This window comes from Bradyrhizobium sp. CCBAU 53421 (genome assembly GCF_015291625.1).
Taxonomy (GTDB): Bacteria; Pseudomonadota; Alphaproteobacteria; order Rhizobiales; family Xanthobacteraceae; genus Bradyrhizobium.
This window is the reverse complement of record NZ_CP030047.1, coordinates 3,172,925-3,197,420: the sequence shown is the minus strand read 5'-3', so window position 1 is coordinate 3,197,420 and position 24,496 is coordinate 3,172,925. Positions and strand designations below refer to the sequence as shown.

Genomic DNA, 24,496 nt, shown 5'->3' with positions numbered 1-24,496 from the left:
GCCGCTACCGCAATGACCACGCCCCAGCCCGCTGACTTCCGTCCGACCCGGATCGGCTGAAGGTTTCGGCCCTCGTTTCCAAGCGCCATCCGACGACGAGCGTAGACCGTTAGCACACCCTTTCAGGCGGCTTCGCCACCCGGACTAGGAACGAACTCCTCCTCAATTCTGTTTTTTCTCATTACCGCCACGCGGTGTGGAGGCAATCGATGCCGCATTATTTTTTCGACATCAGAGACGGAACGGGCCTCTACCAGGATGAAGAGGGTCTGGATTTTCCCGATCTTCGGACAGCGGAAGCAAAGGCAGCTCGCACCTTGGGCGAACTGGCAAGAGACTTGACGACGCAAGTCACCTGGCCGGATGTCGCAATTGAAGTACGGACCGAGCGTGGCCTGGTGTTTAAGGCCGCCTTCATTTTCGAGACCGATCACCCCAGGCGGGGAGGTCGGGGGATCGGTTCTTCTTGAAAATGTTCCATGCCTATTACGAATTACTGCTGCGGCGCAGGAACGAGTGCTCACTTTGTAACTTAAGGACTCGCCTCCCAGGGGTGAAATCGATGAGCGCGGCCAATCAAGAAATCCAAGAGATCGAAGACCTACCGATCAAGATCTGTCGGTGCGGCAAACCGCTTGATCTGGTTCGGACCATGTTGAATATTAGAACCGGCAAACATGTTCGCATGTTTGAGTGCCGCGCCTGCGGCGAACGAACATGGGACGATTGAGGCCGCCTCGTTCGATACTTAGATAACGATTGCCCGCAACTTACTCAAAGCAATGACCTCAGCGAGAGGGGAGGTTGAGGCCAATTGACCGCATTGTCATCGCAGCGCCGTGCAGCTCCAGGCGGTACGTCAACTGACGTACCGATAGGCTTATTCCTCGGGGCCGCCCGGCCGTCCATCGGGCTGGGCATAATGGCGGACCCGACGCAAGAACCTTCGGGTTCGGGTAGTTTAGGCATCATCATCGCCCGGCCATTGGTATCTATCGGTAATGAGAGCGCACCGCGCTCCCGCCTAACACCGGCCGGGAGCAACGCCATGACCATTAGGCAGTGTCGTTGATCGTGTCGAACAATTTCATGGTGAGTTGAGGCTGCCTCTCAGAAGCCAATCTCACCTTCTGCGGCTGACGTTGATGGCGCGCGAGATCACCGGACGAGATTGATGCTAAGAGAATTGGCCTCAGTGAGGCATCAGCTGAGGCCAAGTTTATTTCCCTTCGATCGTCCCAGCGCCGGAGGGCGCTAGGCAGCCGATAACCGGCCCACCTTACGACTTGTTCCTATTTTAGAGTTTTCGGCAACCCGGCCACGCAGGCCTCACCGCGAGCGTATTCCTAACGACTTTTGCCGCTCCGAGCCGACGCTCGACTCGCTTTCGGCTGGTACCGACCTTTTTGACAGCCTCAGAGGCTGACTTGCCCGTTTTCCCCGACTCGTGGCTCAGCTCGTAAGTCTCCCCGCCGGCGATGCGCGCCCGGTCCTGGCTGCGCCCACGCGCGGTTTGCTTCTTCGATTTCTTGCCATTCAGGCCCCCACTCACTCCGCGACGCCTGGCGGCAAGATCGGAATAACCTCTCACCCGCGTCGGTTCCTAACCTGCATAGCCGGCATAAGTGCTGGCTCAGCGACGAGGTTGCTCGCGCCCGCGTGGTGCTGACCAATCGCGAGCACGTCATCGCGCTGGAAACCCGCGACAAGGGGGTAATGGGCATGCTGCTTCGCTATCCCTATGAGGTGCGCGATCCGGCCGACTATTTCGACGATATTCAGGACGTGAAGATCACCTTCGCAACGCATATCGTCGAGCAGAAGTCCGGGCACTTGGAACCGGACAAGTTCGAAGATCACTACGAGCAGGCCTTGCAAGAGCTGCTCGACAAAAAGCAAAGGGCCAACCAATTTCCGCACCGCGCAGGGCGGCCCCGAGCAATGTCTTCAATCTTATGAAAGCGCTGAAACAGAGCATCAAGGGGTCGAGCAAGGCGGAGCCGCCGGCCAAGACGAAGTCGAAGAAAGCGGCCGTTGCCAAGTCGCGCCGCAAGGCAGCTAAGGTCCCGCCCGCGTCTAGAGCATTGACTGCCCGCGTCGTCGGAAAGCGAGACACCCGCCAGGAAAGCGGTCGCGGTACTGGGTAGGTTCGACAACCGCAGCGTCACATCGATGATCCGGGTGATCTTTGACAAAGCGCCAATAGGAACCTTTGTGCGATGACCAGATTGCCGAACTTGGGGAATTGCGGTCTCCCCATGGGGCGACATGCCCCAATATCGCGTTGCGCAGACTTGCGAGCGCCTTCGCATGCCATGGCCCAGCCAGTTTAACACCCGCTGCCGTGCGTCGAGCGCAATTGATCGCATGGGGCTAGAGACGTATGGGACGGACCGAAGACCAAGGTGACCGGAGCCACTATACGGTCGGTCGCAACTACCCAATGCAAGGCGACGATGAAAGACCGTACTACGACGATGATCGTCCACGCGTTCGCGTAAAGATTTGCAGGGAGTACGAAAACGGCGATGAATTCTGCCACTATGGGAGTTGAGAAACCCGCGATCAATGCGGTCGCTCAATCCGAATATGCTCGCTGGCCGGCGTGTCTCTCGCGGAGCTAACGGCGAAAACTGAGCCGATTTCGCCGATCATCCGCATCTTCGCCGTTCTCGGCAACGCGGTGTCTTCGCTGCGGGAGCGCCTGATCCAGCGCATGAATTATTCTGGTCGCGCCGCGAGTCTGCTCACATACTCTGGAGAACGCCGGGCGGGACGAGCGCAGACAAGTTCCGCAAGGCACACATTCATGTTTCGTCGCGCCGATACAGCACGACCTTTTACTCACATGGATCGAGCATGTTCCCATCCAAAGGCAAGGGAAGCCCCGATCGGCTCCGTGGACGAAGATCATTGCTGATCGTCTTGGCCTTGGGATTTGCTGCCTTCTGTGCGGCCACGGGCACCCTCTATTACGTTCTGGAGCCGTCGACTCTCCGGATCGCGGTGGGACCACCGGGCAGTGAAGACGAAGGGGTGGTTCGAGCCATGGCCGAGGCTTTCGATAACGAAAGCAGGACCGTGAGGCTCTCACCGATCGCAACAGCTGGAGCGGCAGAATCGCTCGCGCTACTGGATCTCAACGAAACTGATCTCGCCGTTGGTCGCGCCGACCTGAGCACGCCTGCCGACGCGCAGACCCTCGCTATTCTGCGAAAAAACTATACGGTTCTATGGGCGCCGTCGGGTCGCACATTAAAGGGCTCCGGAAAGAAGGCGCCGGCCAAAATTCGAGAAGTTGCCAATCTGGACGGGCGCAAGGTCGGCATCATCGGCAGGACGGGAGCCAACGCGGCGCTGTTACGGGCGATCCTTAACGGTTCTGGCGTCAACCCGGACAGAGTTGCGATGGCACAGTTCGGCACCGAGGAGATCGAGAAGCTTGCGCAGGACCCGACCCTCGACGCATATCTATCCGTCGGCCCGCTCGACAGCAAGATTACCGCTAATGCTATCGCCGCTACCGCCCGATCGCGCGGCCCGCCGAAATTTCTTCCCGTCGAAGCGTCAGAGGCCATTGCTTTGAAGCACCCGCGCTACGAGGCCGAGGAGATCCCGGCAAGTGTTTTCAGCGCGAACCCAGCCTGGCCGGAGGACAAGGTCGACACGATCAGCGTCAACCATCTCATCTTGGCCAAAAAAGCGTTGTCCGAGTCCAAGGTGGCAGCCTTTTACCGACAACTCTTCGCTGTCCGCGATACAATTAGGCAGCGCGTAGCCGGCGCAGCGCACATCGCTAAGCCAGAAACCGAAAAGGAGACTGAGCCGTCCGTACATCGGGGCGCAGCGGCCGTCATCAACGGCACCGAGCGAACGTTTCTGGACAAATACGGCGACTACTTCTGGTTCGCCCTTCTCCTCCTCTCCGGGGTCGGATCTGCCGCCGCTTGGCTACGCCGTTATGTCAACCGTGACGAGCGGCATGAGACCACGAGCCATCGCAACCGCATAATTGCCGTGGCTTCCCAGATTCGCGCAGCTCAATCCGAAGAGGAATTGTTAGCTTCGCAGCGCGAAGTCGACGCGATCATCGACGAGACGCTTTCGTGTTACGATGACGGGACAATCGAGCAGGAGGATTTGACCGCATTCGGACTGGCGCTTGAACTCTTCGATCATGCAATTGCCGAAAGGCGAGCAGTCCTGCACGGTGGTCGAATCGATCAACCGGCGGCACCAAATCCGTCTCTTGCATCTCGCCGATAACGTTTCATGCTGTTTCCGGCCGAAGACACTTCTGGTCAGCGCCGATCCACCGGAACTCCGCCTTCAAGTATCCGGCGGCAAGTCGATGAACAATTCGGGTGGCAGCCTTCTCGCCGCGGCCCGCATGCGTCAATGCGCGCCCAGCGTGCCACGGCGCCGGATAGCTGTTGGTCAGATGCAGCCGCAGGCAACGTGGCTACCGTGTCTGCGGACGCCAGACCTCACGCCAATTAAATGCCGGGTGCTTGACGAGAGCGCTGCGCACCCGTCAACAACATTTGGTAACAGTTCTGGTAGTCTTTCGACATCCGTCCCGCCGAAAAGCGTTCCTCGAACCGCGCGCGGATTTCGCCCCTGTGTAGATGTGGTAGATTCCGTACCGCACAAACAGCTTCTTCCACATTCTTCACGATAAAGCCTGTGACACCATCCTCGATCACCTCGGGAACCGCCCCCGCGCCATATGCGATCACAGGCGTTCCGCAGGCGAGCGCCTCGATCATGACGAGGCCGAATGGCTCCGGCCAGTTGATCGGAAACAGCAGAGCGGCGGCCTCACCCAGAAAGGACTGCTTTCTCGAGTCGTCCACCTCCCCCACGAGTCGGACCGCACCCCCATCGATGTGCGGTTCGATGTTGCGTTTGAAGTAGACAGTCTCCCCTCTCGGCAGCTTAGCTGCGATGCGCAACGGCAATCCAGCTGCGCGCGCGATGTGAATGGCCTCATCCGGTCCCTTCTCCGCCGCAAAGCGACCGAGAAACGCAAGATAGCTGCCTTGCCCAAGCCTCGGCTGAAACAAATCCAAGGGTAGCCCGTGATGAATTGTCTTGATCCAATTCGCCTGCGGAAGCGGCAGGCGTTGACTATCGGAGATCGAAACAAACGGCGCGCTCGGAAACACCCGAACAACATCGGAAAGTCCCGGCAAGTCGAGCCTACCGTGCATGGTAGTGAGAAATGGTACGCCGATCCTGCTGAGCAACGGAAGCGGCAGCCAATCGACATGCGAGTGGATGACGTCGAAGTCGGTAGCTCGCGCCGCGATAGCTTCAAGCAGGAGCGAACAAGCTGCGCTCGGATCCACCGCCTTTCGACCAAGACGCAATGCGCGAGGCCATACCGGATGCAGATGGCCCCCGGTTCGGGAATCACCGCTTGCGAACAGCGTGACGTGATGTCCAAAGTGGACCAATTCGTCCACCAACCAGGCAACGACCCGTTCAGTACCGCCGTACAGCTTCGGAGGCACGCTTTCAGCCAGAGGAGCAAGCTGGGCAATTCGCATAGCCTATTGCCCCGCCCCTAGCGCCGATCGCATCGCCATCACGACGATCCCAGACACCAAATATGAAACGGCCAGGCGCGTCCATGCAGGTCGCGCGCCGCCGGCGACGACGCGCTCTAGCAACTTTTTCGCTCCGGTCAACATTCGTCTTCGGAAAGCCGCCTGAGATAGGCTAATCCGAAGCTCGCCAGCACTTCGGCATCGGCTTCGCGATTTTCCCATCTTCCGTGCAGATGACGCTCAAGCAGGCAACGACGCCTATCCGAAACGTCAGCCCTCGAGTGAGTAGCGCTGAATACGCACCATGCGGTATCGATCGCTGTCCGCAATGTGATTGCATCTGCCATTCGCAAACTCCGAGCGGAGGCATCATGATCTTCTAATTCCCTGTCACGGCGAAAGGTTTCTACTTTTTCCCGGTTGCGGGTTGACATTGAAGCGCGCGCTCTCGGATAGGAACGTTCCTCGGTCACAATAATTGGGCCCTCGTATTCTTAGACGGAGGACGGTCGTGTCACTCGAAGCTAAGGAAGCCGGCAACTTGATCGGCAGCGATAAGCAGGGACCGCAGTTACGGCCCGGCCCCCCGGTTCAGCACTACATGCCGAAGCCGGTGGAGCGCATTCAGAAGGGGCCAGATTGATGCGTCCTTCGTCATCACTCATCGCGCAACGCTCGAGGAGGGACGGGAGCCTTACAAGACTTTCCGGGACAAGAAGGACGGTTGCATCAGGGGCATGAAGTCCTTCGGAGCCTGACGACTCGCGGCTATCTGAGCAAGATTACAATGGAGAGCGCAGAAGCGTATTTCGATCGAAAATTTGAGGAACTGAAGCTTTTGAACAGTTGTCTGGCCGATCCGTTATCCATCGATCGCCCGGATTCGGTCGCCGACGTCATCCGCAACAAATTCGAACTGACCGCGGCTCTTAGAGCCGCTCATGAAATCCAAGACTGGAACGCTACAGAGACCGCCTGGTCCGGTAGCGCCCGTCCAACCAGCGGGCCCTTCAGATTTCAGTACGACTATCAACGCGCGGACCTCTCCGTAGAAGGACCATCATTCTATGCGCTCGATGAGCGGCTTATTCGGCAATCGATTTATACGGCGTCTGGCATGGCGGCGATTGCTTCGCTCCTGTTTGCATTCTGCAACTCGATCGGAAGCGCGGAGGTCATTGCGCTAAAGGGATCCTACGGGGAGACACTGGAGCTGATCGACGGCTATGCTCGTCAACTGCAACTCGTCGTCGGCTCGATCGACGATTTCTGCATCAAGGGTGACTATCGCAGGATCCTGCTGCTGGATTCGTGCATCGGATCCCGCGATTTCCACGATACCGTCAATTGCATAAAGCCGCTTTTCGACCTCATCATCTTCGATACGACCTGCTTTACCAGCAGTTCAGGACGCATTGAGCAGGTCGTCCGGTGGTCGCGTCGCTGGGGGATCCCCTTGATTTTGGTCAGAAGTCACAACAAGCTGGATTCGTTGGGTGCGGAGTACGGGCGGCTTGGCTCTGTTACGTTCATGCGAAATGAATTCGCGACGGATGGGTTTTCCGAGTCTTGCTTCGAAGAGCTTATCAATGAGACGAGCAACGCTATAAGGCTGTTGGGCAACGCGGCCTTGCCGGCACACTTTCCGCCTTATGTTGGCACATTGTCTTACCACCGTTTGACAAGGAGGCGTGCGGCATCAATTCTGTGTAACGGTCGCTTTGCCTCCCGATATTTCGCGGCGGCGCTGCAGGGCTTGGCGTCGCAGTTGCAATCGGTCCACGGACTATACGTCACCTTGGGGCGTACCTCTCGACGAGGCGGCAGCGCGCCAAGCGGCCGCCGGCATGAGCCAGGAGCTGGGCGAAATCGGATTTCCCATTCGTCATGCCGGAAGCTTCGGATTCGATTTTGCGGCAACGGAGTGGTTTCGCGACTTGACGGTCGATCGCTATAGCGTCCGCGTAGCCGTTCCGGATCTTCCCTCGAGTCTTTGGAGCGATCTGACCCAAGCGATCTGTGACTGGTGGCTTGCTTCGATCGGCTGATCCGGCGCCAGCGATGCCTATTGAAGTCGGACGTCGATCTGATCATCCCTTCATGTGGTAATCTCGCGGGTCATCGGCCAAACCCGAGCGCCAGAATGGCCGTGAAGATCTGCGGACACTTTCCGGCCGGCTTGTTCGGCTACTCGCACGTGCTCGAATGCTGACCACGGGCTTGGCTATGCGCTTCTCGCGGGATCACCGAGATTTGCGCCGCAGGCTAATCGCTGTCGGGTTCCGCCGAGAAATGTTCTTCGAGGCCGATCGGCTTCATCTCCGTCTCCGCCGACGTTAGAGTGCCTTCGTCAAATAGGTCGCCGTCCGGCTTCCGGATGCAGCAACCCGCTTCGGTGACCCGGTCGCCACGATGCGGCCGCCTTCGTCACCTGCTCCGGGGCCGACATCGACGATCCAATCGCTGTGGGCCGCAAGCGACATGTCGTGTTCGACCAGTATGACCGTATTACCGGCATCGACGAGGCCTTGAAGTTGCCCGCTGAGCTTCCGGACGTCGGACGGGTGCAGTCCGGTCGTCGGTTCATCGAGAACGTAGAGAGTCCCGCCGCGCTGCGCTCGTTGGAGTTCGGTCGCGAGCTTGACCCGCTGCGCTTCACCGCCGGAGAGTTCGGTCGCCGACTGACCGAGCCTGATGTAGCCGAGCCCTACCTCACGCAGAACGCCCAGCGACCGGGAAAGCGTATCGTCATCTCCGAAGAACCCAAATGCCGCGTCGACCGTCATCGCCAACACGTCCGCGATCGACTTGTCGCGGATTTTGATCTCGAGCGTCTTCGCGTTGTAGCGAGCGCCCTTGCAGGTGGGGCACGGCGTGTAGACGCTGGGAAGGAAAAGAAGCTCGACGCACACGTATCCCTCACCCTCGCACGTCTCGCAGCGGCCCTTGGCAGTGTTGAACGAGAACCGGCCGGCGTCGTATCGCCGGACGCGCGCCTGCTTCGTCGCGGCGAAAAGCTTGCGCACGTGATCGAGCAGTCCGGTGTAGGTCGCCAGATTGGATCGGGGCGTTCGCCCGATCGGTTTCTGATCGACGACGACGAGTCGCTTGACCCGATCGAGACCTCCGACGATCTCGCCGCCTAGCGTGCGCACCGTCTCCTCGAGTTCGCCTTCGTCCGGATCCGCCTCCCGGCGTTGGCCAAGCCGCTCGGCGACGGCCTCGACGAGAAACTGGCTGACCAGGGTGGACTTGCCTGAGCCCGAGACGCCAGTCACGCAGGCGAGGAGGCCGAGAGGGAGATCGGCATCCAGGCCATCGAGGTTGTTGCGCGTGACCCCCCGCAGCTTGAGCCAGCCGGTCGGCTCACGAACCTTTCGTGTCGGCTCGGCCGTTTCGCCGAAAAGGAAGCGCCGCGTCTGCGATGATTCCACTTCGGCTAGTCCCGCAAGTCGTCCGCTATAGAGTATCTCGCCGCCCCGCTCACCCGCGGCGGGCCCGACATCGACGATCCAGTCGGCCTTGCGCACCACGTCGAGATCGTGTTCGACGACGAAGAGCGAGTTACCCGAGGCTTTTAGACGATCCAGCGCCCGCAGCAACGCTTCGGTGTCCGCCGGGTGCAAGCCGGCCGACGGCTCATCCAGCACGTAGACGACGCCGAACAGGTTCGACCTGACCTGCGTCGCGAGCCGAAGGCGCTGCAGTTCGCCCGGAGACAAGGTCGGCGTGCTTCGCTCGAGCGTGAGATACCCAAGGCCGAGGTCCAGCAGGACCTCGAGACGTCCCGCGAGGTCTTCGACGATTCTTCGCACGACAAGCGCCTTCTCGGGATGCGCCTCCTCCTGATCGGCACGACCGATATACGGCTTGACGAGCGCGTACAGCTTCTTCAACGGCAGGCGCGACATCTCGGCAATATCCAGTCCGGCAAACTTGACGGTGAGCGCTTCCGGCTTAAGCCGTTTTCCCTTGCAGACCGGGCAGTCGCCGCTCGACAGAAACTGCGCCACGCGCCGCTTCATCATCGCACTTTGCGTCGTGGCATACGTCTGCAGGACGTATTTGCGGGCGCCGGTGAAGGTGCCCATGTAGCTTGGTTCCTCTTTTCTCTTCAGAGCTCTGCGCGTTTCGGCAGGTGTGTATCCTGCGTAGACCGGAACCGTCGGCTGCTCCTCTGTGAACAGAATCCAGTCACGGTCCTTCTTCGGCAACTCGCGCCACGGCCTGTCGACGTCATAGCCGAGCGTCACCAGGATGTCCCTGAGGTTCTGGCCCTGCCATGCCGTCGGCCACGCTGCGATCGCCCGCTCCCGAACGCTCAATGCGTCGTCGGGCACCAACGTCTGTTCGTCGACCCGATGGACACGCCCGATGCCGTGGCAATTTGGACAGGCGCCTTCCGGCGTGTTGGGCGAGAATGATTCCGCGTAGAGCAATGGTTGGCCGCGCGGATAATCGCCGGCGCGTGAGTACAGCATCCTCAGCAAGTTGGACAATGTGGTGACGCTGCCAACCGAGGACCTGGTGGTCGGCGATCCGCGCTGCTGCTGCAGCGCGACGGCCGGCGGCAATCCTTCGACGACGTCGACGTCGGGAACCTGCATTTGGTGAAACAGCCTACGCGCATATGGGGACACGGATTCAAGATACCGCCGCTGCGCCTCCGCATATAAAGTTCCGAACGCCAGCGAGGACTTGCCGGATCCGGAGACACCGGTAAACACCACGAGTTCGTTGCGGGGAATGTCGAGCGAGACATCCTTGAGATTGTGCTCGCGCGCCCCTCTGACGCGGACGAAGCCGTCACGGACTTGGGACAGCGGTCCTATGGGTCTTTTTGCTTTGGCATTCATCCGAGAAATAAGCTCTGCCGGGGCGCAAGGGTTCGGCGGAGCGCTATCGTGCAATTCCGGGCAGCTTTGCTGGTGGGAAGGTGCGCAATGACGTCGCCCGAGATTTTGAGATGCGCTTCGACAAATCCTCGCGGAGTGGACCAATCCGGCTCCGTGCCGACTGTTCCAGACCAAAAAAAGGGCCCCAGCATCCGGATCATGCTGGGGCCAAAGCTGGATCACCGAACCGCTATCCACCGAGCAGCAGCGGGTCGCCGTTACTAGGGCTGAAAAAACAAGTAATGAAAATCACCTGCCCGTTGCGCGGATTATCCCAAAAGTCGTCCGGTTTCGAAAATAACCCACGTTAGTTCTACGGCATAGATGGCGCTTTTTCCGCCTCTGTCGCGAAAATAAGGAACCTTGCACCGGCCAATATATTGGCTTCCTCGTTCCGGGCAGGGACTAACGAGGGAAACGCGTGGGATCCATCAGATGCGGGATCAAGCAGACGGAGAAGCTAGAACAGCGGCTCGCTCACCGAGCAGAAGAGATGCGCCAGCGGGCCAAGACGATGCCGCCGGCTGTCGAAAAGGAAACGCGGCTAAAGCTAGCGCGCCAAGCCGAGACCGGCGCCCACATGAGTGAGCGGCTTCGGTCTCCCGGGATACAGCCTCCAACATGAACCAACCAGCGGAGCCAAGTGCCGTACTGAAGATGGCAGCAGGGGTATCTGTTTTGCTTACCCTCCTGCTTTTGGGCTTCTTCTTCGTCGCGTTCTAGAGCGAGGCGCCGCAGACCGAAAGTCTAGCCGGCGCCCCAGACGAGAGCCGCGGTCGTGCCGAAGGTCAAGGTCGTGAATCCGATCAGATGTCGGATCTCATCACGCGTCATCCGGAATTCCAGCACTGATCGCGAAAGTGCCCGGGTCTTGCGGGGGCAAGAGCCGGGGCACGTTCATCGCCGTGGGGCACGTCACCAGTTAGGTTCTCGTTCGCCTCTCCTCCTTCTTGTTGCTCCTCTCAACACGCGCCTGGCTCGCCATCCTCCGAAACGAATACCTCAACGTTGCGGACCGGAGTCTTTTCGAAAGGCCCTTTAGGAACGACTCTGTGGCGGCCGGTTTGCCTTCGGGGCTTAATCGGAGGAGCGCTCGATGAAAATCGCGAAAGTCGTTTTGGCTTCAGCTTTTGTTTTTGGATCGATTGCAGCGGCATCCGCGCAGGGCGGAGGCGGTGGTGGCGGCGCCGGTGGTGGAGGCGGCGATTCTCCGGCAGCCAAGAGCGGCCAAGGCGCGAGCAGTAGTTCAAGATCCGCGAATCCTGGCGCCACTCTCAACGACACCAAGGAACGCGGCGGATCCGGCATGAGGACATCAGGCCGGTCCCATAAGCACCGCAAGCACACGACGATGTGAAACGATGCCCGCCGGGACCGCCCGGTGGGCATTCGCTTTAACCTGCTTTCAACATCCCGCGGTCGCATCGGAGAGATAGACTTCTTTTGCACCCACCGTCATCGCCGGCGACATCGAAGAGCAGCGAGTTCCTGAATCCCACGGCTAACGCGCTAGATCGGATCGGATGCTCGAAGGGAGTTCGATGATCGTCTACTTTTCTTGTCCCGAGTGCGTCACCGTTTATGCTGTTGCCCAAGAGCGTGGCCCTGCTCCTGCGCTCGACTCTGGTACCTTCCGATGCGAGGGATGCGGCAAGCCCCTTCACCATTGGGCGGGACTCTACAGCTATTCCGACTGGAGAATTCAAAAGCAGTTGCTCGTGACGAGGGAGCCAGAATCAGGGGACATCGTCCCTTCTGATCGCTCTGCGGCAGGTTCGAGAAGAATTCCCGATTAGCACCTGGATGGTGATAGTACCGCCCTCGATACGCCCTGGCGCAGACTTCGGCCAGAGCCTTTGTCCATTGATCGTCTGCGCCTGGAAGTACCGAAGCGGCTCTGTCGACACGTTTTCCCACCGAGCACCCCCCTTGGGCTTGGGCAACGCCGTCTCATCCCGAGCAGCGCAGAGCACGTCCACTTAGCTGAGCATGCGCTGGAGCAGTGCTTCGTCCGAAGCGATCAAGATCGCTGCCCGCTGCAGCGTCAGGATCTCCTTCGTCTGCCGCCTGACCTGGACGCACATGCGCTCGATCTCACCCGGACAATCCGATGTCCCGCATCTCTCAGCCGCGAAAATCGTGACGATATTTATAGCAAAACCGGGAATGAAAAGTCCGGAAGGAACTCCGTCATAGCCTCGAAAGTTAGTGGTTATGGGTGTTGCCAAGGACCTCAAGAAGCAGGCCGAGACTGCTGAGCGAGCGGCGGGGCGGACGGTCGACGAGTTCGCGGCAAATCAAATGAAAACTCTGGCTGAAGCCTTCAGAGCGCAGGCAGAAGTCGTCAAACGGAATAAGAAGAAGAAGAAAGATGAGCTTCACCGTAAAGGCTAGGTGCAAGTTCGGTGAGATCGTCTACCGACGAGCTACTCCCGAGGCAGCTCTGAGGAAGGCCAAGGAGCTTTCGGGATCGTGTTACGACATTCACATCGTAACACCGGAAGGTCGAGACTACGCCTCATCCGAATTTGGGGATCTTCCGCGATCGCCTGTGGCTAGGCGACCTTTGTACAAAACTCACAGCCGCCAATAAACCAAGATCCCCTCTAGCGCGTCCGCATAGTCGATGAAGCGCCGCCCTATCCACCCAGGGCGTCGCGCGCCACGGGTCGCTCGAGAAAGGCGCCCAGAACTCGCCTGGCGACTGGGAAAGCCACAAGTTCAACCTGCCAGCCAGCCTCATGGTGGCCATTCCGAATATCGGCAAGCATGACACCGTCATCGTCATGCATAGTGACGGCGTCGTGCAGGGCCTCTCGCAAGTCCCCTTCATCAAGGACGTGAAACGCTGGGGCGCGTCAACGATCGGCACGGGCTTCGGAAAAGCCAGATTCGCCAACCGCAACGGCAAAGGCTAGTTCGAGCGCTTTTCAAAGGCCTGCGGGACGACCTCGGCTGAGGAGATGCTACCGGTATCGAGGTTGAAGGATTTTCCGAGTCAAAGTTCGGAACTGCCTAACGCCTGGGCGGTTCGAGAATCGTATTAAATCAACGAGCTCGAACTATGCCGCAAGTGATCATTCTGGTCGTGGAAGACGATCCGTTGGTCCGTGAATTCGTCGTCGAGACATTGCGCGAGGAAAGCTATCACGTAATCCCGGCCGCCGACGGCGAAGAAGCCCTGAAGTGGTGCCGCCAGCGGATCGCCAACCTGCTGATCACCGACGTCAAACTTTCCGGCCCCTTCGATGGATGGCAGGTTGCCGAACTCTGTCGGGAACTTGACCCTCAACTACCAGTAGTCTACGCGACCGGTTTCTCACCTGTGTCGCCGCGTCCGGTTCCGGGGAGCCTTGTGTTGCAGAAGCCTTATCACCCGGACGAGCTCATCAATGCCGTGAGAAAGCTGACGGATGGAGGCCTAGCGTCTCCTTAGTAGCCAAGCCGGCTTCTTTTCGCTTTTGCGGTCGGGATCGGTGAAGCAGGCGGCCCAAACTCGTCCCGATCGTTGACACGCCCCACCGGTTGACGTCCGGCGGGACCGCCCCGTTCGTAGCGCTCCGCCGGATGCCCGCTCACGGATGACGATCGTGCAGCAATCGCGCAAGTTCCTCGCGCCCGCCACTGCGCTCGCCCTCTCGAACAGCGCCTCCTGGATATCGCGCGGAATGTCTCCCCAGGCCTCCATGCCGGCTTTTCCAAGCAAATTGACGAGGCGGGATGTGCCGCTCCGGGACGCTGATTGCCCGGGCTGAGGAACTGGGCCACGACAACATCGTGCGCTTCCTCGCGACAAACTTGAACGAGGAGAAGGCCGCGAATATCAAGCTCAACAGAGTGGCGCTACGCAAAGGAGTCAACGCCAAGGCCTCCACCACGGCGGGCCGCCTTGTTGTTTGCAAGTGATTGATCTGCGAACCGACCTCATCTCGCGCCACGCGTGCCAGGCCGCAACCGAGACAACCAGCCAAGCAAGCGAGGCGGCGACGAAAGCGCCGGGCACGCTCTTCTCCACCGTCAGCCAGAACACGCCGGCAAACGCCATCTTTCCGACCGATCCTAACGCGGCGCCGGCGGAGTCGAGTGCGGCTGCCATTTGTCCGCGACGCTCGCCTGACAGCCCAGCCTTACGCTTGCGGTGGATTTCGTGCTTCTCGATCAGAGTGGCGCTGGCGCAAGAAATGGCGGGCAGCGCGGGAAAAAAGCCCGCCGAAGGCCGTTCCGTAGTTGCTTCTGATCAGGCCCGGTGGACATCTCTGCGAACAGACCGACGACCTCGAAACCAAGAACTAGCGCCGCGCAATCTCCCTGCGTTGGTTATAGGTGAGCGGTTGATCGGTCGCAGCGAGATGCCCTCACGCTGCGCATTTGCTCGCGATCGACCCTTTCGGTCTCTCCAACTTAAGGCTGGTAACACCTTTGGGAGTGTTGGCCCCCGCCAGCGACCGAAGCTGCTTGACTTCCGTATCGGTCCAGGGTGGCGCAAACGGCGTTTTATACTTGGCGTCGGCTTTTCGTGAACCGGTCGTTTCCATGCCGCCTTTGTTATTTAGACACATCCTGACATACGCATCGGGCCTGCAATTCTTGGTTAGGAACGTAGCGCTCAGGCTCGTGTTGTTTGAGAAATGCACAGACTCACGAAGAAAGATCAGTTCGAGCGCTCAAAGATCAATCTGGATGCGCGCGACCAAATGAAATGCTGGGCTCATGCGCTAGGTGTCTCAAAGGAAGAGCTTCGTAAGGTCGTCGATAAAGTCGGGAATTCTGCCGCGGTCGTCCGCAAGGAGCTGGAGGCGAACCATGACGAGAAAACAAGAAATGAGCACTGAATGTGCACGGGAAGCGCGAAGGCAGGCTGCTCTTCTTCCGCCTGGTCCAGTCGGAGACGCGCTGCCGGAGAAAGCTCACCAGTATCAATTGGCCTCAAAGACCTGATCTGAATCACGAGGTCAATGAATCGACCGTGGAATCCCGCGGAAGATGACACTCTGCAGATGCTCATTGCGAAGGGCTGCTACACTGTCGCCGGGCCGTTGAAATGAGCCGCAGCGAAGCAGCGGCGCGGCTGAGAGCCGCAGTTCTAGGTCTGCGCTTTGCCACCGCGCCGCGGGTCCCAAAGCCAAGATAACAAGGCCCCGGCCGAGCGCTGGGACGACCGCATGCAAACCGCCCGCCGGCAGAAATCACCAGCATCAGCCGGTGGCGATCTAGGAACGTTGGCTGCATGCGCTCGAGTGATGGAGGCAGATGGCAACATCCAACCAGCGGAAATCAAAATGCTGGATAAGTTTTCGCTATCGATGACAGGTTTACCTCTCCAATATCCCGAGCCACTCAATTCGGCCTAGCTGGCTTCCGGGAGGAAAGTTTTTCAATATTGGCACCGCTCAATAAGTCATACGAGCAGGCGTTGCACAATGGCGCCCAAGCAAACGAACACCACCAGCAGTTTGAGAAGATTCGCTAATCGGCCGTCGGGCGGCGCGCCTACATGCTGTTTTCGACGAGGATCCCTTGCCTGCTCGGGCTCGGGCTGTGCTGGAATCGCTTAAAGACTCCGCGTGCATAGTCCCAAGAAAATGCGCCGCCGGTCTCAAAAATACACGGCCCGCGGCGTTTTCTTCCTGAACTGGGACGCTGAAATCCCCCATCAAACTAAACGCAGAGCCCATGCCAAGGTGGGCCCTTCAGTCCTGGCCCTGTCCTAAGCATCACGTGCGCGTGAGATGTGAGGCCGTTCACATTCTAAAATCGCGAGCCGGCCTAAGGACGGTGTGACTTCGGTGTCGGGAGAATCGCGATGCCACTATTCAGCAGCGAGAACTGGACGGGAACAATCGCCACTTCGGTGGCCGGGATTCTCGTCGTGGCAGCGCTTGCCTTTGCGGGCGTTCGCTACGTGGAATGGTCATCGGACGCTAATTTGGCCCAATTCATGAGACGGGGTGGGCTGGCCGCAGATGCCTCAATCCGGTTCCGGCCCACCGAGCGAACAGAGTGCCCGCAGGGTAACAAGGTGCCGGCCTCGATGCTTTCACCACTCGACTGAGCCAACTTCTCCCGAGTTAAACATTTCCTCCCGACCCGAGAGCGTTGGAATAGCGACCTCGGCGCGCGCAACGGGTCGGGGTCGTTTTCACTGTGCAGCCGTCGCCGGTTCATGTTCGAATTTTTCTAGCTGCGATAACCGCTGCTTACTTCGTGCGAGGACGGGATCCAAAGCGTTCGTGATGCAGGCCCGTGCAATGAGTGAGAAGCCCCGCGACGCCTACAACGGCTCATCCACGTTTCCACTCCTGGCCAACCTCATCTCTCCAAGAGCGACGAAAGCGGCCGAATACTAGAAAAAACGCGGATAAATCAACGATCACATCTCTTTCTTGCCGCTCATAACGCTGGTTGCAGGTTCGAGTCTGCGGCCCACCAATCAGATCAATATCTTACAGGCTCCTGGTTGCCCTCGCCCGCAGCTTGGCCGCCGCACCAGATATGTGCACATTTCGTTCGTGAGCTCACGATCGACCGCTACGTCATCGGCACGCAGGTAGCGTCTTCGTCCAGCTGCGCTGAGCCGCTGGCGTCTTCCGATTGAGGATGTCGTCACGGAATGCATGCTCGCGACCTGAAAGGTCCCACAGCTTCGAAGCTAACGGACAAGAGCTACTACTTTTACCGGGACGACAACGCTGGCCGCCGGTCCGTCCGCGGCGTGGACGACAGGCATTGCCCGAGGGCATCGGCAGCGGCTCAACGACCAAGGCGGCGCTTCGGTCGGTCTGAGGAACGCTGATCGAACTTGATTGTTGTGCAGCCATTATGACACCTCTCGTCACCGTTTATTTCACCTGTCCCGGCTGCGGCATCGTCTATTCGGCGATCCAAAAGCGCGGTGGCAACCACAGCAATACTTCTGGGACTTTTGATTGCGAGCAATGCGGAACGCTTGTTCATCATTGGGCCGGGCTCTACGACTATATCGAATGGAGAATCGCTTCCCTGCTCCGTCCACCGCCAGATGAGCAATGAAATACGTCGGCCACCGCCCCTATTCCGAGCCCGAGAAACCGCGCGCCAGATCATGGAGCACGCCAAGGCCTTCGAGCCGATCCAGAATGGGCGGACCTACATCGAGAAGATCAACCGCCCGATGATCGACGAGGACAAGGCAAGGCCGGCCGAATACTGGGCTGGTTAAAATACGCGGCCGAAGTGATGAAGTGGCTGAGTACCATGAGAGCGGAACGTTCGTGAGCAGGCCGGGAAGGACCTGTTCGCTTGATAGCCAGTTTGGGCCATGAACCTTAGCGATGGATGTGAGACGTATCCGAGCCAGGATTTTGCATTTCCTCCTGGGGCTAGAGCCAGCGTCGACCGCAAGCATTTCAAGCGGTCGGCGTTGTGTTGTGCGGCTCCGCCAATTTCGCAACCAGGACGGCCGTCGGCGCATCTTCCGGGGCTAGGCGGCGGGGCTCCGAAGCCGTCCCGATTGCGAGCGCTCCCAACGCGCCGATGTCATTGTAGCGAAGAACGGTCGACATCGGCGGTCGCGGGTTACATCAACTTGACAAGTGTCTAGGCGCCAGCCCGAGCGCTAGGCTCTGGCCTTCAGTTCCTGCAGGGAACCTGTGTTACTTTGGTGCGTTGGATCGTCATCATCGGCCGAGGCTCTGCCCGTAGGCGTCGGTGGCTGAGAGACCGAGAGCGCTCCCGCCTGCATCAAGCGAGGGAGCGCGGCCATGCCGTTCGAGCCAGTCTATCGCGTGCACAACGAAGCTACGCGGATAACCAATGAAAGCGCGTTCATTCGCGAGATCGTCCAGCGGGCGCTCGAATTACTAAAGCTGCCGGTGCCCGACACCTTCCTCGGCCGCAAGACGCAGGAGCCCTTCCCGCAAGAGGAATGCAGGTATGGCGAAGAAGAGGACCATAGGCGAGCGTCTTAATACCCCCGCCAAGCGGGCGCATGCGAGGCTGCGACGGCTCGCTGGGAAACCAAAGCTGCCGACCAAACGGCAGGAAGAGCCACAAAACAGCCGCCATTCCCCGACGCCGCAACAAAGTGAAGCCGCCTCGCCGCCAGCCCCTTCGAACGAATCTGGACCGGTTGGGACGACACTTCCTTAGGGTCAACCGCGACGATAATCATAGGTAAAAGCGGGAACCTAGGCACAGAGGAGAAATACCTTCCCCGCTCCAGACAGCGCCCAACCTGCATGGAGCGGTTCGCGTGAAACGCGGCCCTGCTCCTAGCCGCCCCTAGGAGCCAGGGTGGTTGCTTACGAGGTCGCGTATGATCCTTCGAAATCGACCTTTGTTCATCGTCAACGTTTCAAACCCTCGCGCATTTTCCGGAAACGGCAGCATCATCACGCTGGAGTTGACCGACGAGGATGCGGCCCTAAGAGTGGCCGCGAAGATTGCCTCCGAAACCGGACGCTCCGTCACCGTGCGCAAAGAGAACATGGAAGTGGTCGGGAGGATCAGTGCGTCCACCAGGCATTGAGGCCCCCCGGCGGTGGCGGCTAATTGATACCGCCTATGGCGCGCAATATCCTCATCAGATGCCCAACGTCTGGCCTGAACGTCCAGTGCAGGATGGAAGAGGTATCGAGCCAGCTGACCAAAGCAGTGATGATTATCAGGAGGTCGCCTGCCCGGCCTGCGGGTGTCCCATTTGATGCCGCTCATTTACCTATGTAGTCGAGAGCCTTCCCGGCGTTGCCCAGACTGCTTGTATGTCACCCGCTCAAATGCGGCAACTTGCCGAAGCCTACGAGGCGACGGCCGAATGGTTCGATCAATCCAACCGGACGCGCCTTCACATCGTCGCAGAGAGTTGGAGGCGGATCGCCAGCCAGGCTCCTTGAAGGGTCGCCCGCCGACCGGATCATCCGACGTGCCGCCAGTTCTCGTGCAAAACCCGTACTTCGGTTGATGTCCTTATTCCCGGTTGCGCGTATCCAAATTAGGACAGCACCTAACGATGCAAGCCGCCCGCTACCACCTAAAGAAAATTAGCAACCCGGCGACGATCCAGAGCGGCGAAAAGCCAAGAAGCATTGACCCCAAGAACCGCAGCTCTCGTTTGATAACCCCTCGCACGCTCATACACGCATCCCCCGAGTTGGCTAGCATCATCCTCACAAAGAGACCGGACTATCGTATGTGAATCAGGCCGGCGGGTGTGACAGGATTGCCACTTCTCGCCCCAGGGACTCCAAGGGTTGCCGAGGCCTCTTCGGATTCGCCAAAACGGGCGATTTAGATAATCTCGACCACCAATACTGCGGCCGCAATGCCCAGCAACACGATGATGAGTGTCCAATCGCGGCGTTCTTCCATCACCGTCAAGCCCTGAAGCGACGGCCCGGGCGCCCGAGGAGAGCGCTGAGGCCGTCAAGTGTCCCACTCCACATCTTATGCCAGCTCAACTTCGCGGATCGCCGCTTGTTCCTGAGAAGGAAAACGATCCCAGCGAGAGGGGACGCGCTGAGACCGTTTCCGAGTGTGTGTATTCGTCCAGAAGGCTGTCGGCAGGATCAGCGTCCCGAACATGCGATTAATCCATATTGTGTTCCTAGCAATAGAGAGGCCCAGCATCCGGATCATGCTGGGCCAAGCTGGAGCGCCGAACCGCCATCCCACCGAGGAGGAGCGTCGTTACTCGGGCTGAAAAAATGCGGAATGAAAATCACCTGCCCGTCGCACCGATCATCCCAAACGACGTCCGGGTCCGAAAATAACTCACGTTAGTCCTGGTGGGATAAAGTGCCGCTCTTTCCCGCCATTGCGGCCGAATCTGGCTTTTGGTGCAGATAGCACCGCCGCAATACTTCCGGTTCGGGTCATCGGTGGGCTGATGTCCGCTTCTGCCCGTAAGCGTCCAACCGGCGCTTGCCTCGAAGCGTTGCGTTGGACCAGATCGCTGTGATGCAAGCTTCCAAACTGGAGCTCGAATCATGCGCTACGAAGTCGCCGATGATGAATGGACTGCCATCAAGCCCATCTGCCGAACAAGCCGGTGGCGTTCTTCGGGCGAACGACCGTCGTGTCCTCAATGCATCTTCTGGGTCTTGCGCACTGGAGCACCTTGGCGTGATGTCCGTACACCACCTGCTACAACCGCTTCGTTCGCTAGCGGCGGGCTGGCGTTTGGGCCGCATCATCGACGCGCTTGCCGGTGCCCCTGACGCCGCTGTTTAGATGGTAGATACCTCCAATGTCCGCGTGTCTTCGGCTGCGGATTAACGAAGAATTGGTTCTGCTCCACTCCGAAATTGGAATTAACCTCGATAGCTAAATAGCTCGCTATTTTTCGATTAAGAATTGGCGTGTCGTTGAGTTTGCTTGATGACGTCTGGCCGCGGCTTCTGCTTGCGGAAAGCATTCTCGCGCGGTCGGATCAGCGGACATATCAAGACGCGGCGCTCCGTATTGCCCCTGCTGCCATCACGCTCTCCGACAGTGAAGCCATAAGAGACTCAGGCGCGGTTCTCTTGAGCAAGCTGTCGAATTTTCGCGCGGTCGCACTCGCGACCGAACGCGGTTTGCTCACCGCCGATTGGAGGGACGGCTCGGTATGACGCTACGTATCGAGGCACAGCGCTCAGGTCAACGACTTCCAACAGCGATTCTGGAGCCAAGCCGACAATGACCAGTGGCTTTCCGCGTCTGCTCCGATAGCATCTGGTAAGACGTTTTTGATCTTGCAATGGCTGATCGACCAGATCCGATCGAGTAATCTGCGGGTCGCTGTCTATTTGGCGCCGACGAGGGCGCTCGCACCAGGATAGCGCGTGGACCGCCTGCGTGGACCTTGTCGTGTTTTGCCCACGCTTCCTTCGACCGCAGGGATATCTATGTCGCCGTCAGCCGGGCGAAGCAGCAATCGACCCTTTGCGTCGATTCCCGTCCCTGAATTTTGCCCTTCGTGCCGAATCCGGATTCGACCGGACCGCCGATGACATCACTATCGAGCAACGGCGCACGCATCTGGTACAGCAGATGTCGCGCTGGCGAACCGAGGCGACAACCTGACGACGGATATTCCGATCGCCAATCGTGAACTAGACCGGCTCAACATTGACCTTCAAGCATTCTGGCGGGCCAAGGCCGGCCAGGGAACCCAGGACGCTATCGTCGCGCTCGACGACGCCCGGCAGCGCGCGCAGGCCCTGCAGCTCGGCTACCGGCCCGTCGACGACGTCGCCAAGGCAGCCCTCACCGAGATCCTACGCCGGCTCGACGCGATCGCGGTCGGCGACCGGCGCCACGACCCGGCGACCGCGGCGGCAGCACTCGGCGGCGTCGACCTGCCGGAGATGCTGCTCTCCGGCCTCTACGACGAATTCGCGGTCGCGAAGAAAACCACCATCGCAAAGATGTCGCCTGGCCAGTTGAAGAAATGGAAGAACGGCAAACTTCGCGCAGTCGAGCTCCTGATTACCGTCACAGGCGACAAGGCCATCAGGCGGCTGACGCGCGACGACGCGCTGAAATATACCGACCACTGGACCGAGCGCGTGGTCGATGGCGAAGTCCTGGTCGCGACGGCCAATCGCAACCTGACGCACATCACCGGCATGCTTTCGGCCGTCTCCAAACGTCATCGGCTCAACCTGGATCGCGTATTCGCCGGCGCCAGGCTCGAGGGCGATGCGTCGCGGCCTCGGCCGCCGTTCTCGCCGTGGTGGATCGTCAATCGCCTCCTGGCTCCCGGCGCACTGGAGACCATGAACGATGAGGAGCGTGCCGTGGTCCTGGTGATGATCAACACCGGCGCCCGGCCGAGTGAGATCATCAACCTGCGCCGGCGACATATCGTTCTGGACGCGCCGATCCCGCACGTCCGCGTCCGCCCAGACGGTCGCGTCCTGAAAACAGCCTTTTCCGACCGCGATATCCCGCTGATCGGGGTCTCGCTAGAAGCGATGCAACAATTCCCGAACGGCTTTCCGCATTACCGCGAGCACGCTATCGGCCGCAGTCAATGCATACTTCTCCGATCACGGCCTCCGCGAGACAGAGACTCACACACTCTATTCGCTTCGCCATGGCTTCAAGGACCGGCTGCGCAGCGTCGAGACGCCGGACGAGCTAAAGGACGAACTGATGGGCCACGATACCAAGAAGCCGAAATATGGCGACGGGGGCACGGGCTCGACTTGAAACGGAAGTATATCCAGCTAATAGCGCTGGTGCCGGGAATGCAGATGGCCGCTCCGCTTCGGCTGGTGCGTACCATTGCATCGTGATGCTTCATGTGACGGAGCGGCAAGACGCTGCGCCTCGAGGAAAAATCATACCGAAATCCGTAAGTGCGGACGACCCACTCGACGATCTTCTCTACCTTGATCCTCCTTAAACCCCTCAGCTCCAAATAAGGAACCTTTGTTCCTGAATCGAATTGAGCGCGGACAAGGAGGGAGGCTATGGACCTTACGAGGTGCCCGCAGTGCGGCAAGCGTCTCAACGCCGCGCTATCTCGGGACGACCAGCGAACCGAGCTGCGGTGTGCGTTCTGCGACGGAATAGACGTGCTGAAGAGAGATGTGAGGTTTTCGGCCGAGGTCCCGTTGATTGGACAACTACCGGAAATCTCCCTTGAACGAAGTAGCTCGAAGTAACGAGATCGTTGACCAATTTCTGGTCCAGCGCTAGCTCGTCGCGACAAGACCTAGCGGCTTTCCGAGCGTGCGATTCAGCGCGATAATTTCACTACGCTCACAAAGGACTTAGGTTTGCGGAACGGAGCTCTTCCCTGCCCCCGTCAGCCTCGCCGATCGTCTGGATAACTCGATGACCGACACCACCGCCGAAAATGCCCGCCTGATGAAGGTCGCCGAGGCGATCGTCCACGAGATGGACCGGCAGGGCGTGGCGGACACCTTGGCTGATCTTGGCTTTCAGATCATGGACCTGGCAAAGGCCGCGATCCGCGCGGCAGACGGAGATGTGATCCCGTTTCGGAAGCCTCCGAGCCAAGCGCGTTGATCTGGTTAAAGAAAAGCAAAAAGGGGTCGCGCGAGCGACCCCCTCGCCTAATTAAACATCGAGCGCCCGCCCGTGCCCCGCCTCACCGATTAGGACATTTCCTCCTCGCAAGCCTGATAGCCCTTACATGCACCCGACCGACGCTGAGACCGCACGACTGATGAAAGTAACCGAGGCGATCGTCCGTGAGCTTGACCGGCAGGGCGTTGCTGATGCCCTTGTTAAGCTCAGGTTCGACGCGCTCGACGTGGCAAAAGCAGCTATTCGTGCGGCGGACGGAGACGTGGTGCCATTTCGAAAACCTCGAAGCTAGGCCCGACATGACCGAGCCCAAGATCACCCTCGGCGAGATACGCCAGTCCGGCGCCCGCGGCCTGCTCGTGTCCTGTTCGGACCATAGCTGCAGCCATTCGATCGAGCTGCCGCCAGAGAAGGTCGATCAGTGGCCGGATCGCGTGCGCCTTTCTGACCTCGAGCCTCGGTTTACCTGCATCGCTTGCGGTCGCCGCGGCGCCGATGTACGGCCCCACTTCCCGCATGCGAGGATGGGTGCGGGCTAACTTCCCTAAGACCAACCCACGACGATATCATAGGTGAAAGCGGGAACTGAGGCACAAAGGAAGAATAGCTTTCCGCTCCGGACGGCGCCCAACCTCCACGGAGCGGTTCGCGTGAAACGCGGTCCTGGCTCCTAGCGCACCTCCTAGGAGCCAGGAGGGCGCATGAGGTCGGCTATGATCCTGCAAAATCGACCTTTGTTCATCGTCAACATTTCAAACCCTCGCGCATTTTCCGGAAGCGGCAGCATCATCATGTTGGAGATGACCGACGAGGATGAGGCCCTGAGAGTGGCCGCGAAGATTGCTTCCGAAACCGGACGCTCCGTCACCGTGCGTAAAGAGAACATGCAAGTGATCGGGACGATCAGGGCGTCCACCTGGCATTGAGACCCGACGGCCGGCACTTGCGCGTCCCCTGACACATCAGCTGCGGGACACAGGATCTCTTTCCGCAAAAGGAGAGCCGATCTGGTCCGACAGCAACCTGACCCCT

General features: G+C 59.4%; 19 protein-coding genes and 7 pseudogenes. 22 read left to right on the top strand and 4 right to left on the bottom strand.

Features of this window, described 5'->3' with window-relative positions:
- The first annotated feature begins 209 nt into the window (after nucleotides 1–209).
- Nucleotides 210–470, top strand: a complete 261-nt coding sequence (locus XH92_RS15055; protein ID WP_194459890.1) for a hypothetical protein — start codon at nucleotides 210–212, stop codon at nucleotides 468–470.
- An 893-nt stretch (nucleotides 471–1,363) separates the two neighbouring features.
- Here the strand turns inward: XH92_RS15055 and XH92_RS15050 are convergent.
- Nucleotides 1,364–1,540 (bottom strand): annotated as a pseudogene (locus XH92_RS15050) (DUF3606 domain-containing protein); the annotation flags it as partial.
- A 119-nt stretch (nucleotides 1,541–1,659) separates the two neighbouring features.
- Here XH92_RS15050 and XH92_RS43850 point away from each other — a divergent pair.
- Nucleotides 1,660–1,959, top strand: a complete 300-nt coding sequence (locus tag XH92_RS43850; RefSeq protein WP_371818023.1) for a hypothetical protein — start codon at nucleotides 1,660–1,662, stop codon at nucleotides 1,957–1,959.
- Between the two features lie 900 nt (nucleotides 1,960–2,859).
- Nucleotides 2,860–4,266 carry a TAXI family TRAP transporter solute-binding subunit gene (locus tag XH92_RS15040; RefSeq protein WP_194459889.1) on the top strand — a complete coding sequence of 469 codons (1,407 nt, stop codon included), beginning with the start codon at nucleotides 2,860–2,862 and terminating at the stop codon, nucleotides 4,264–4,266.
- Nucleotides 4,267–4,496: 230 nt separating this feature from the next.
- Here XH92_RS15040 and XH92_RS15035 read toward each other — a convergent pair whose 3' ends face one another.
- Nucleotides 4,497–5,552, bottom strand: coding sequence for a glycosyltransferase family 4 protein (locus XH92_RS15035; protein WP_194459888.1), 1,056 nt, complete (start codon nucleotides 5,550–5,552; stop codon nucleotides 4,497–4,499).
- A 586-nt stretch (nucleotides 5,553–6,138) separates the two neighbouring features.
- On the opposite strand from XH92_RS15035, the pseudogene XH92_RS43010 reads away from it, so the two are divergent.
- Both XH92_RS43010 and XH92_RS15030 read left to right on the top strand, forming a co-directional pair.
- A pseudogene (locus tag XH92_RS43010) lies at nucleotides 6,139–6,310 on the top strand (glutathione-dependent formaldehyde dehydrogenase); the annotation flags it as partial.
- 29 nt (nucleotides 6,311–6,339) lie between these two features.
- Entirely contained in the window at nucleotides 6,340–7,509 is a 1,170-nt protein-coding gene (locus XH92_RS15030; RefSeq protein WP_371818022.1) for a hypothetical protein, read from the top strand.
- 379 nt (nucleotides 7,510–7,888) lie between these two features.
- On the opposite strand, the gene XH92_RS15025 is transcribed toward XH92_RS15030, so the two are convergent.
- Nucleotides 7,889–10,408, bottom strand: a complete 2,520-nt coding sequence (locus tag XH92_RS15025; protein WP_194459887.1) for an excinuclease ABC subunit UvrA — start codon at nucleotides 10,406–10,408, stop codon at nucleotides 7,889–7,891.
- Nucleotides 10,409–11,543: 1,135 nt separating this feature from the next.
- Here XH92_RS15025 and XH92_RS15020 point away from each other — a divergent pair.
- From XH92_RS15020 to XH92_RS15000, 5 genes and pseudogenes are all read left to right on the top strand, one after another.
- Entirely contained in the window at nucleotides 11,544–11,804 is a 261-nt protein-coding gene (locus XH92_RS15020; protein ID WP_194459886.1) for a hypothetical protein, read from the top strand.
- A gap of 857 nt (nucleotides 11,805–12,661) precedes the next feature.
- Nucleotides 12,662–12,841 (top strand): hypothetical protein, encoded by a 180-nt coding sequence (locus XH92_RS15015; protein WP_194459885.1) that lies wholly within the window; start codon nucleotides 12,662–12,664, stop codon nucleotides 12,839–12,841.
- Between the two features lie 272 nt (nucleotides 12,842–13,113).
- A pseudogene (locus XH92_RS15010) lies at nucleotides 13,114–13,365 on the top strand (ROK family protein); the annotation flags it as partial.
- Nucleotides 13,366–13,511: 146 nt separating this feature from the next.
- Complete coding sequence (locus XH92_RS15005; RefSeq protein WP_194459884.1) at nucleotides 13,512–13,883, top strand: response regulator; 372 nt, start codon at nucleotides 13,512–13,514, stop codon at nucleotides 13,881–13,883.
- Nucleotides 13,884–14,167: 284 nt separating this feature from the next.
- Nucleotides 14,168–14,353: pseudogene (locus XH92_RS15000) on the top strand (DUF892 family protein); the annotation flags it as partial.
- Here XH92_RS15000 and XH92_RS43000 read toward each other — a convergent pair.
- Nucleotides 14,304–14,691: pseudogene (locus XH92_RS43000) on the bottom strand (hypothetical protein); the annotation flags it as partial. The pseudogenes XH92_RS15000 and XH92_RS43000 sit on opposite strands and share 50 nt — an antisense overlap.
- Before the next feature lie 384 nt (nucleotides 14,692–15,075).
- Here XH92_RS43000 and XH92_RS14995 point away from each other — a divergent pair.
- The 12 genes and pseudogenes from XH92_RS14995 to XH92_RS14945 all read left to right on the top strand — a co-directional run bounded on the left by XH92_RS14995 (nucleotide 15,076) and on the right by XH92_RS14945 (nucleotide 24,390).
- On the top strand, nucleotides 15,076–15,279 hold the full coding sequence (locus XH92_RS14995) for a DUF3606 domain-containing protein (RefSeq protein WP_194459883.1): 204 nt from the start codon (nucleotides 15,076–15,078) through the stop codon (nucleotides 15,277–15,279).
- Between the two features lie 330 nt (nucleotides 15,280–15,609).
- On the top strand, nucleotides 15,610–15,798 hold the full coding sequence (locus tag XH92_RS14990) for a hypothetical protein (protein WP_194459882.1): 189 nt from the start codon (nucleotides 15,610–15,612) through the stop codon (nucleotides 15,796–15,798).
- A 1,468-nt stretch (nucleotides 15,799–17,266) separates the two neighbouring features.
- Entirely contained in the window at nucleotides 17,267–17,476 is a 210-nt protein-coding gene (locus XH92_RS14985) for a hypothetical protein (protein WP_194459881.1), read from the top strand.
- Between the two features lie 710 nt (nucleotides 17,477–18,186).
- Complete coding sequence (locus tag XH92_RS14980; protein ID WP_194459880.1) at nucleotides 18,187–18,393, top strand: hypothetical protein; 207 nt, start codon at nucleotides 18,187–18,189, stop codon at nucleotides 18,391–18,393.
- Nucleotides 18,394–18,740: 347 nt separating this feature from the next.
- A complete protein-coding gene (locus XH92_RS14975; protein ID WP_246788431.1) occupies nucleotides 18,741–18,953 on the top strand; it encodes a hypothetical protein in 213 nt (70 codons plus the stop codon).
- A gap of 1,456 nt (nucleotides 18,954–20,409) precedes the next feature.
- Nucleotides 20,410–20,650, top strand: a pseudogene (locus XH92_RS14970) (transposase); the annotation flags it as partial.
- Between the two features lie 476 nt (nucleotides 20,651–21,126).
- Nucleotides 21,127–21,243, top strand: a pseudogene (locus tag XH92_RS43845) (hypothetical protein); the annotation flags it as partial.
- Between the two features lie 528 nt (nucleotides 21,244–21,771).
- Entirely contained in the window at nucleotides 21,772–22,704 is a 933-nt protein-coding gene (locus tag XH92_RS14965) for a hypothetical protein (RefSeq protein WP_194459879.1), read from the top strand.
- Between the two features lie 544 nt (nucleotides 22,705–23,248).
- Nucleotides 23,249–23,443: a hypothetical protein gene (locus XH92_RS14960; RefSeq protein WP_194459878.1), complete on the top strand. Its 195-nt coding sequence runs from the start codon at nucleotides 23,249–23,251 to the stop codon at nucleotides 23,441–23,443.
- A 127-nt stretch (nucleotides 23,444–23,570) separates the two neighbouring features.
- Entirely contained in the window at nucleotides 23,571–23,756 is a 186-nt protein-coding gene (locus tag XH92_RS14955; RefSeq protein ID WP_194459877.1) for a hypothetical protein, read from the top strand.
- 7 nt (nucleotides 23,757–23,763) lie between these two features.
- On the top strand, nucleotides 23,764–24,003 hold the full coding sequence (locus XH92_RS14950) for a hypothetical protein (protein WP_194459876.1): 240 nt from the start codon (nucleotides 23,764–23,766) through the stop codon (nucleotides 24,001–24,003).
- A 174-nt stretch (nucleotides 24,004–24,177) separates the two neighbouring features.
- A complete protein-coding gene (locus tag XH92_RS14945) occupies nucleotides 24,178–24,390 on the top strand; it encodes a hypothetical protein (protein ID WP_194461727.1) in 213 nt (70 codons plus the stop codon).
- Nucleotides 24,391–24,496: the final 106 nt, after the last annotated feature.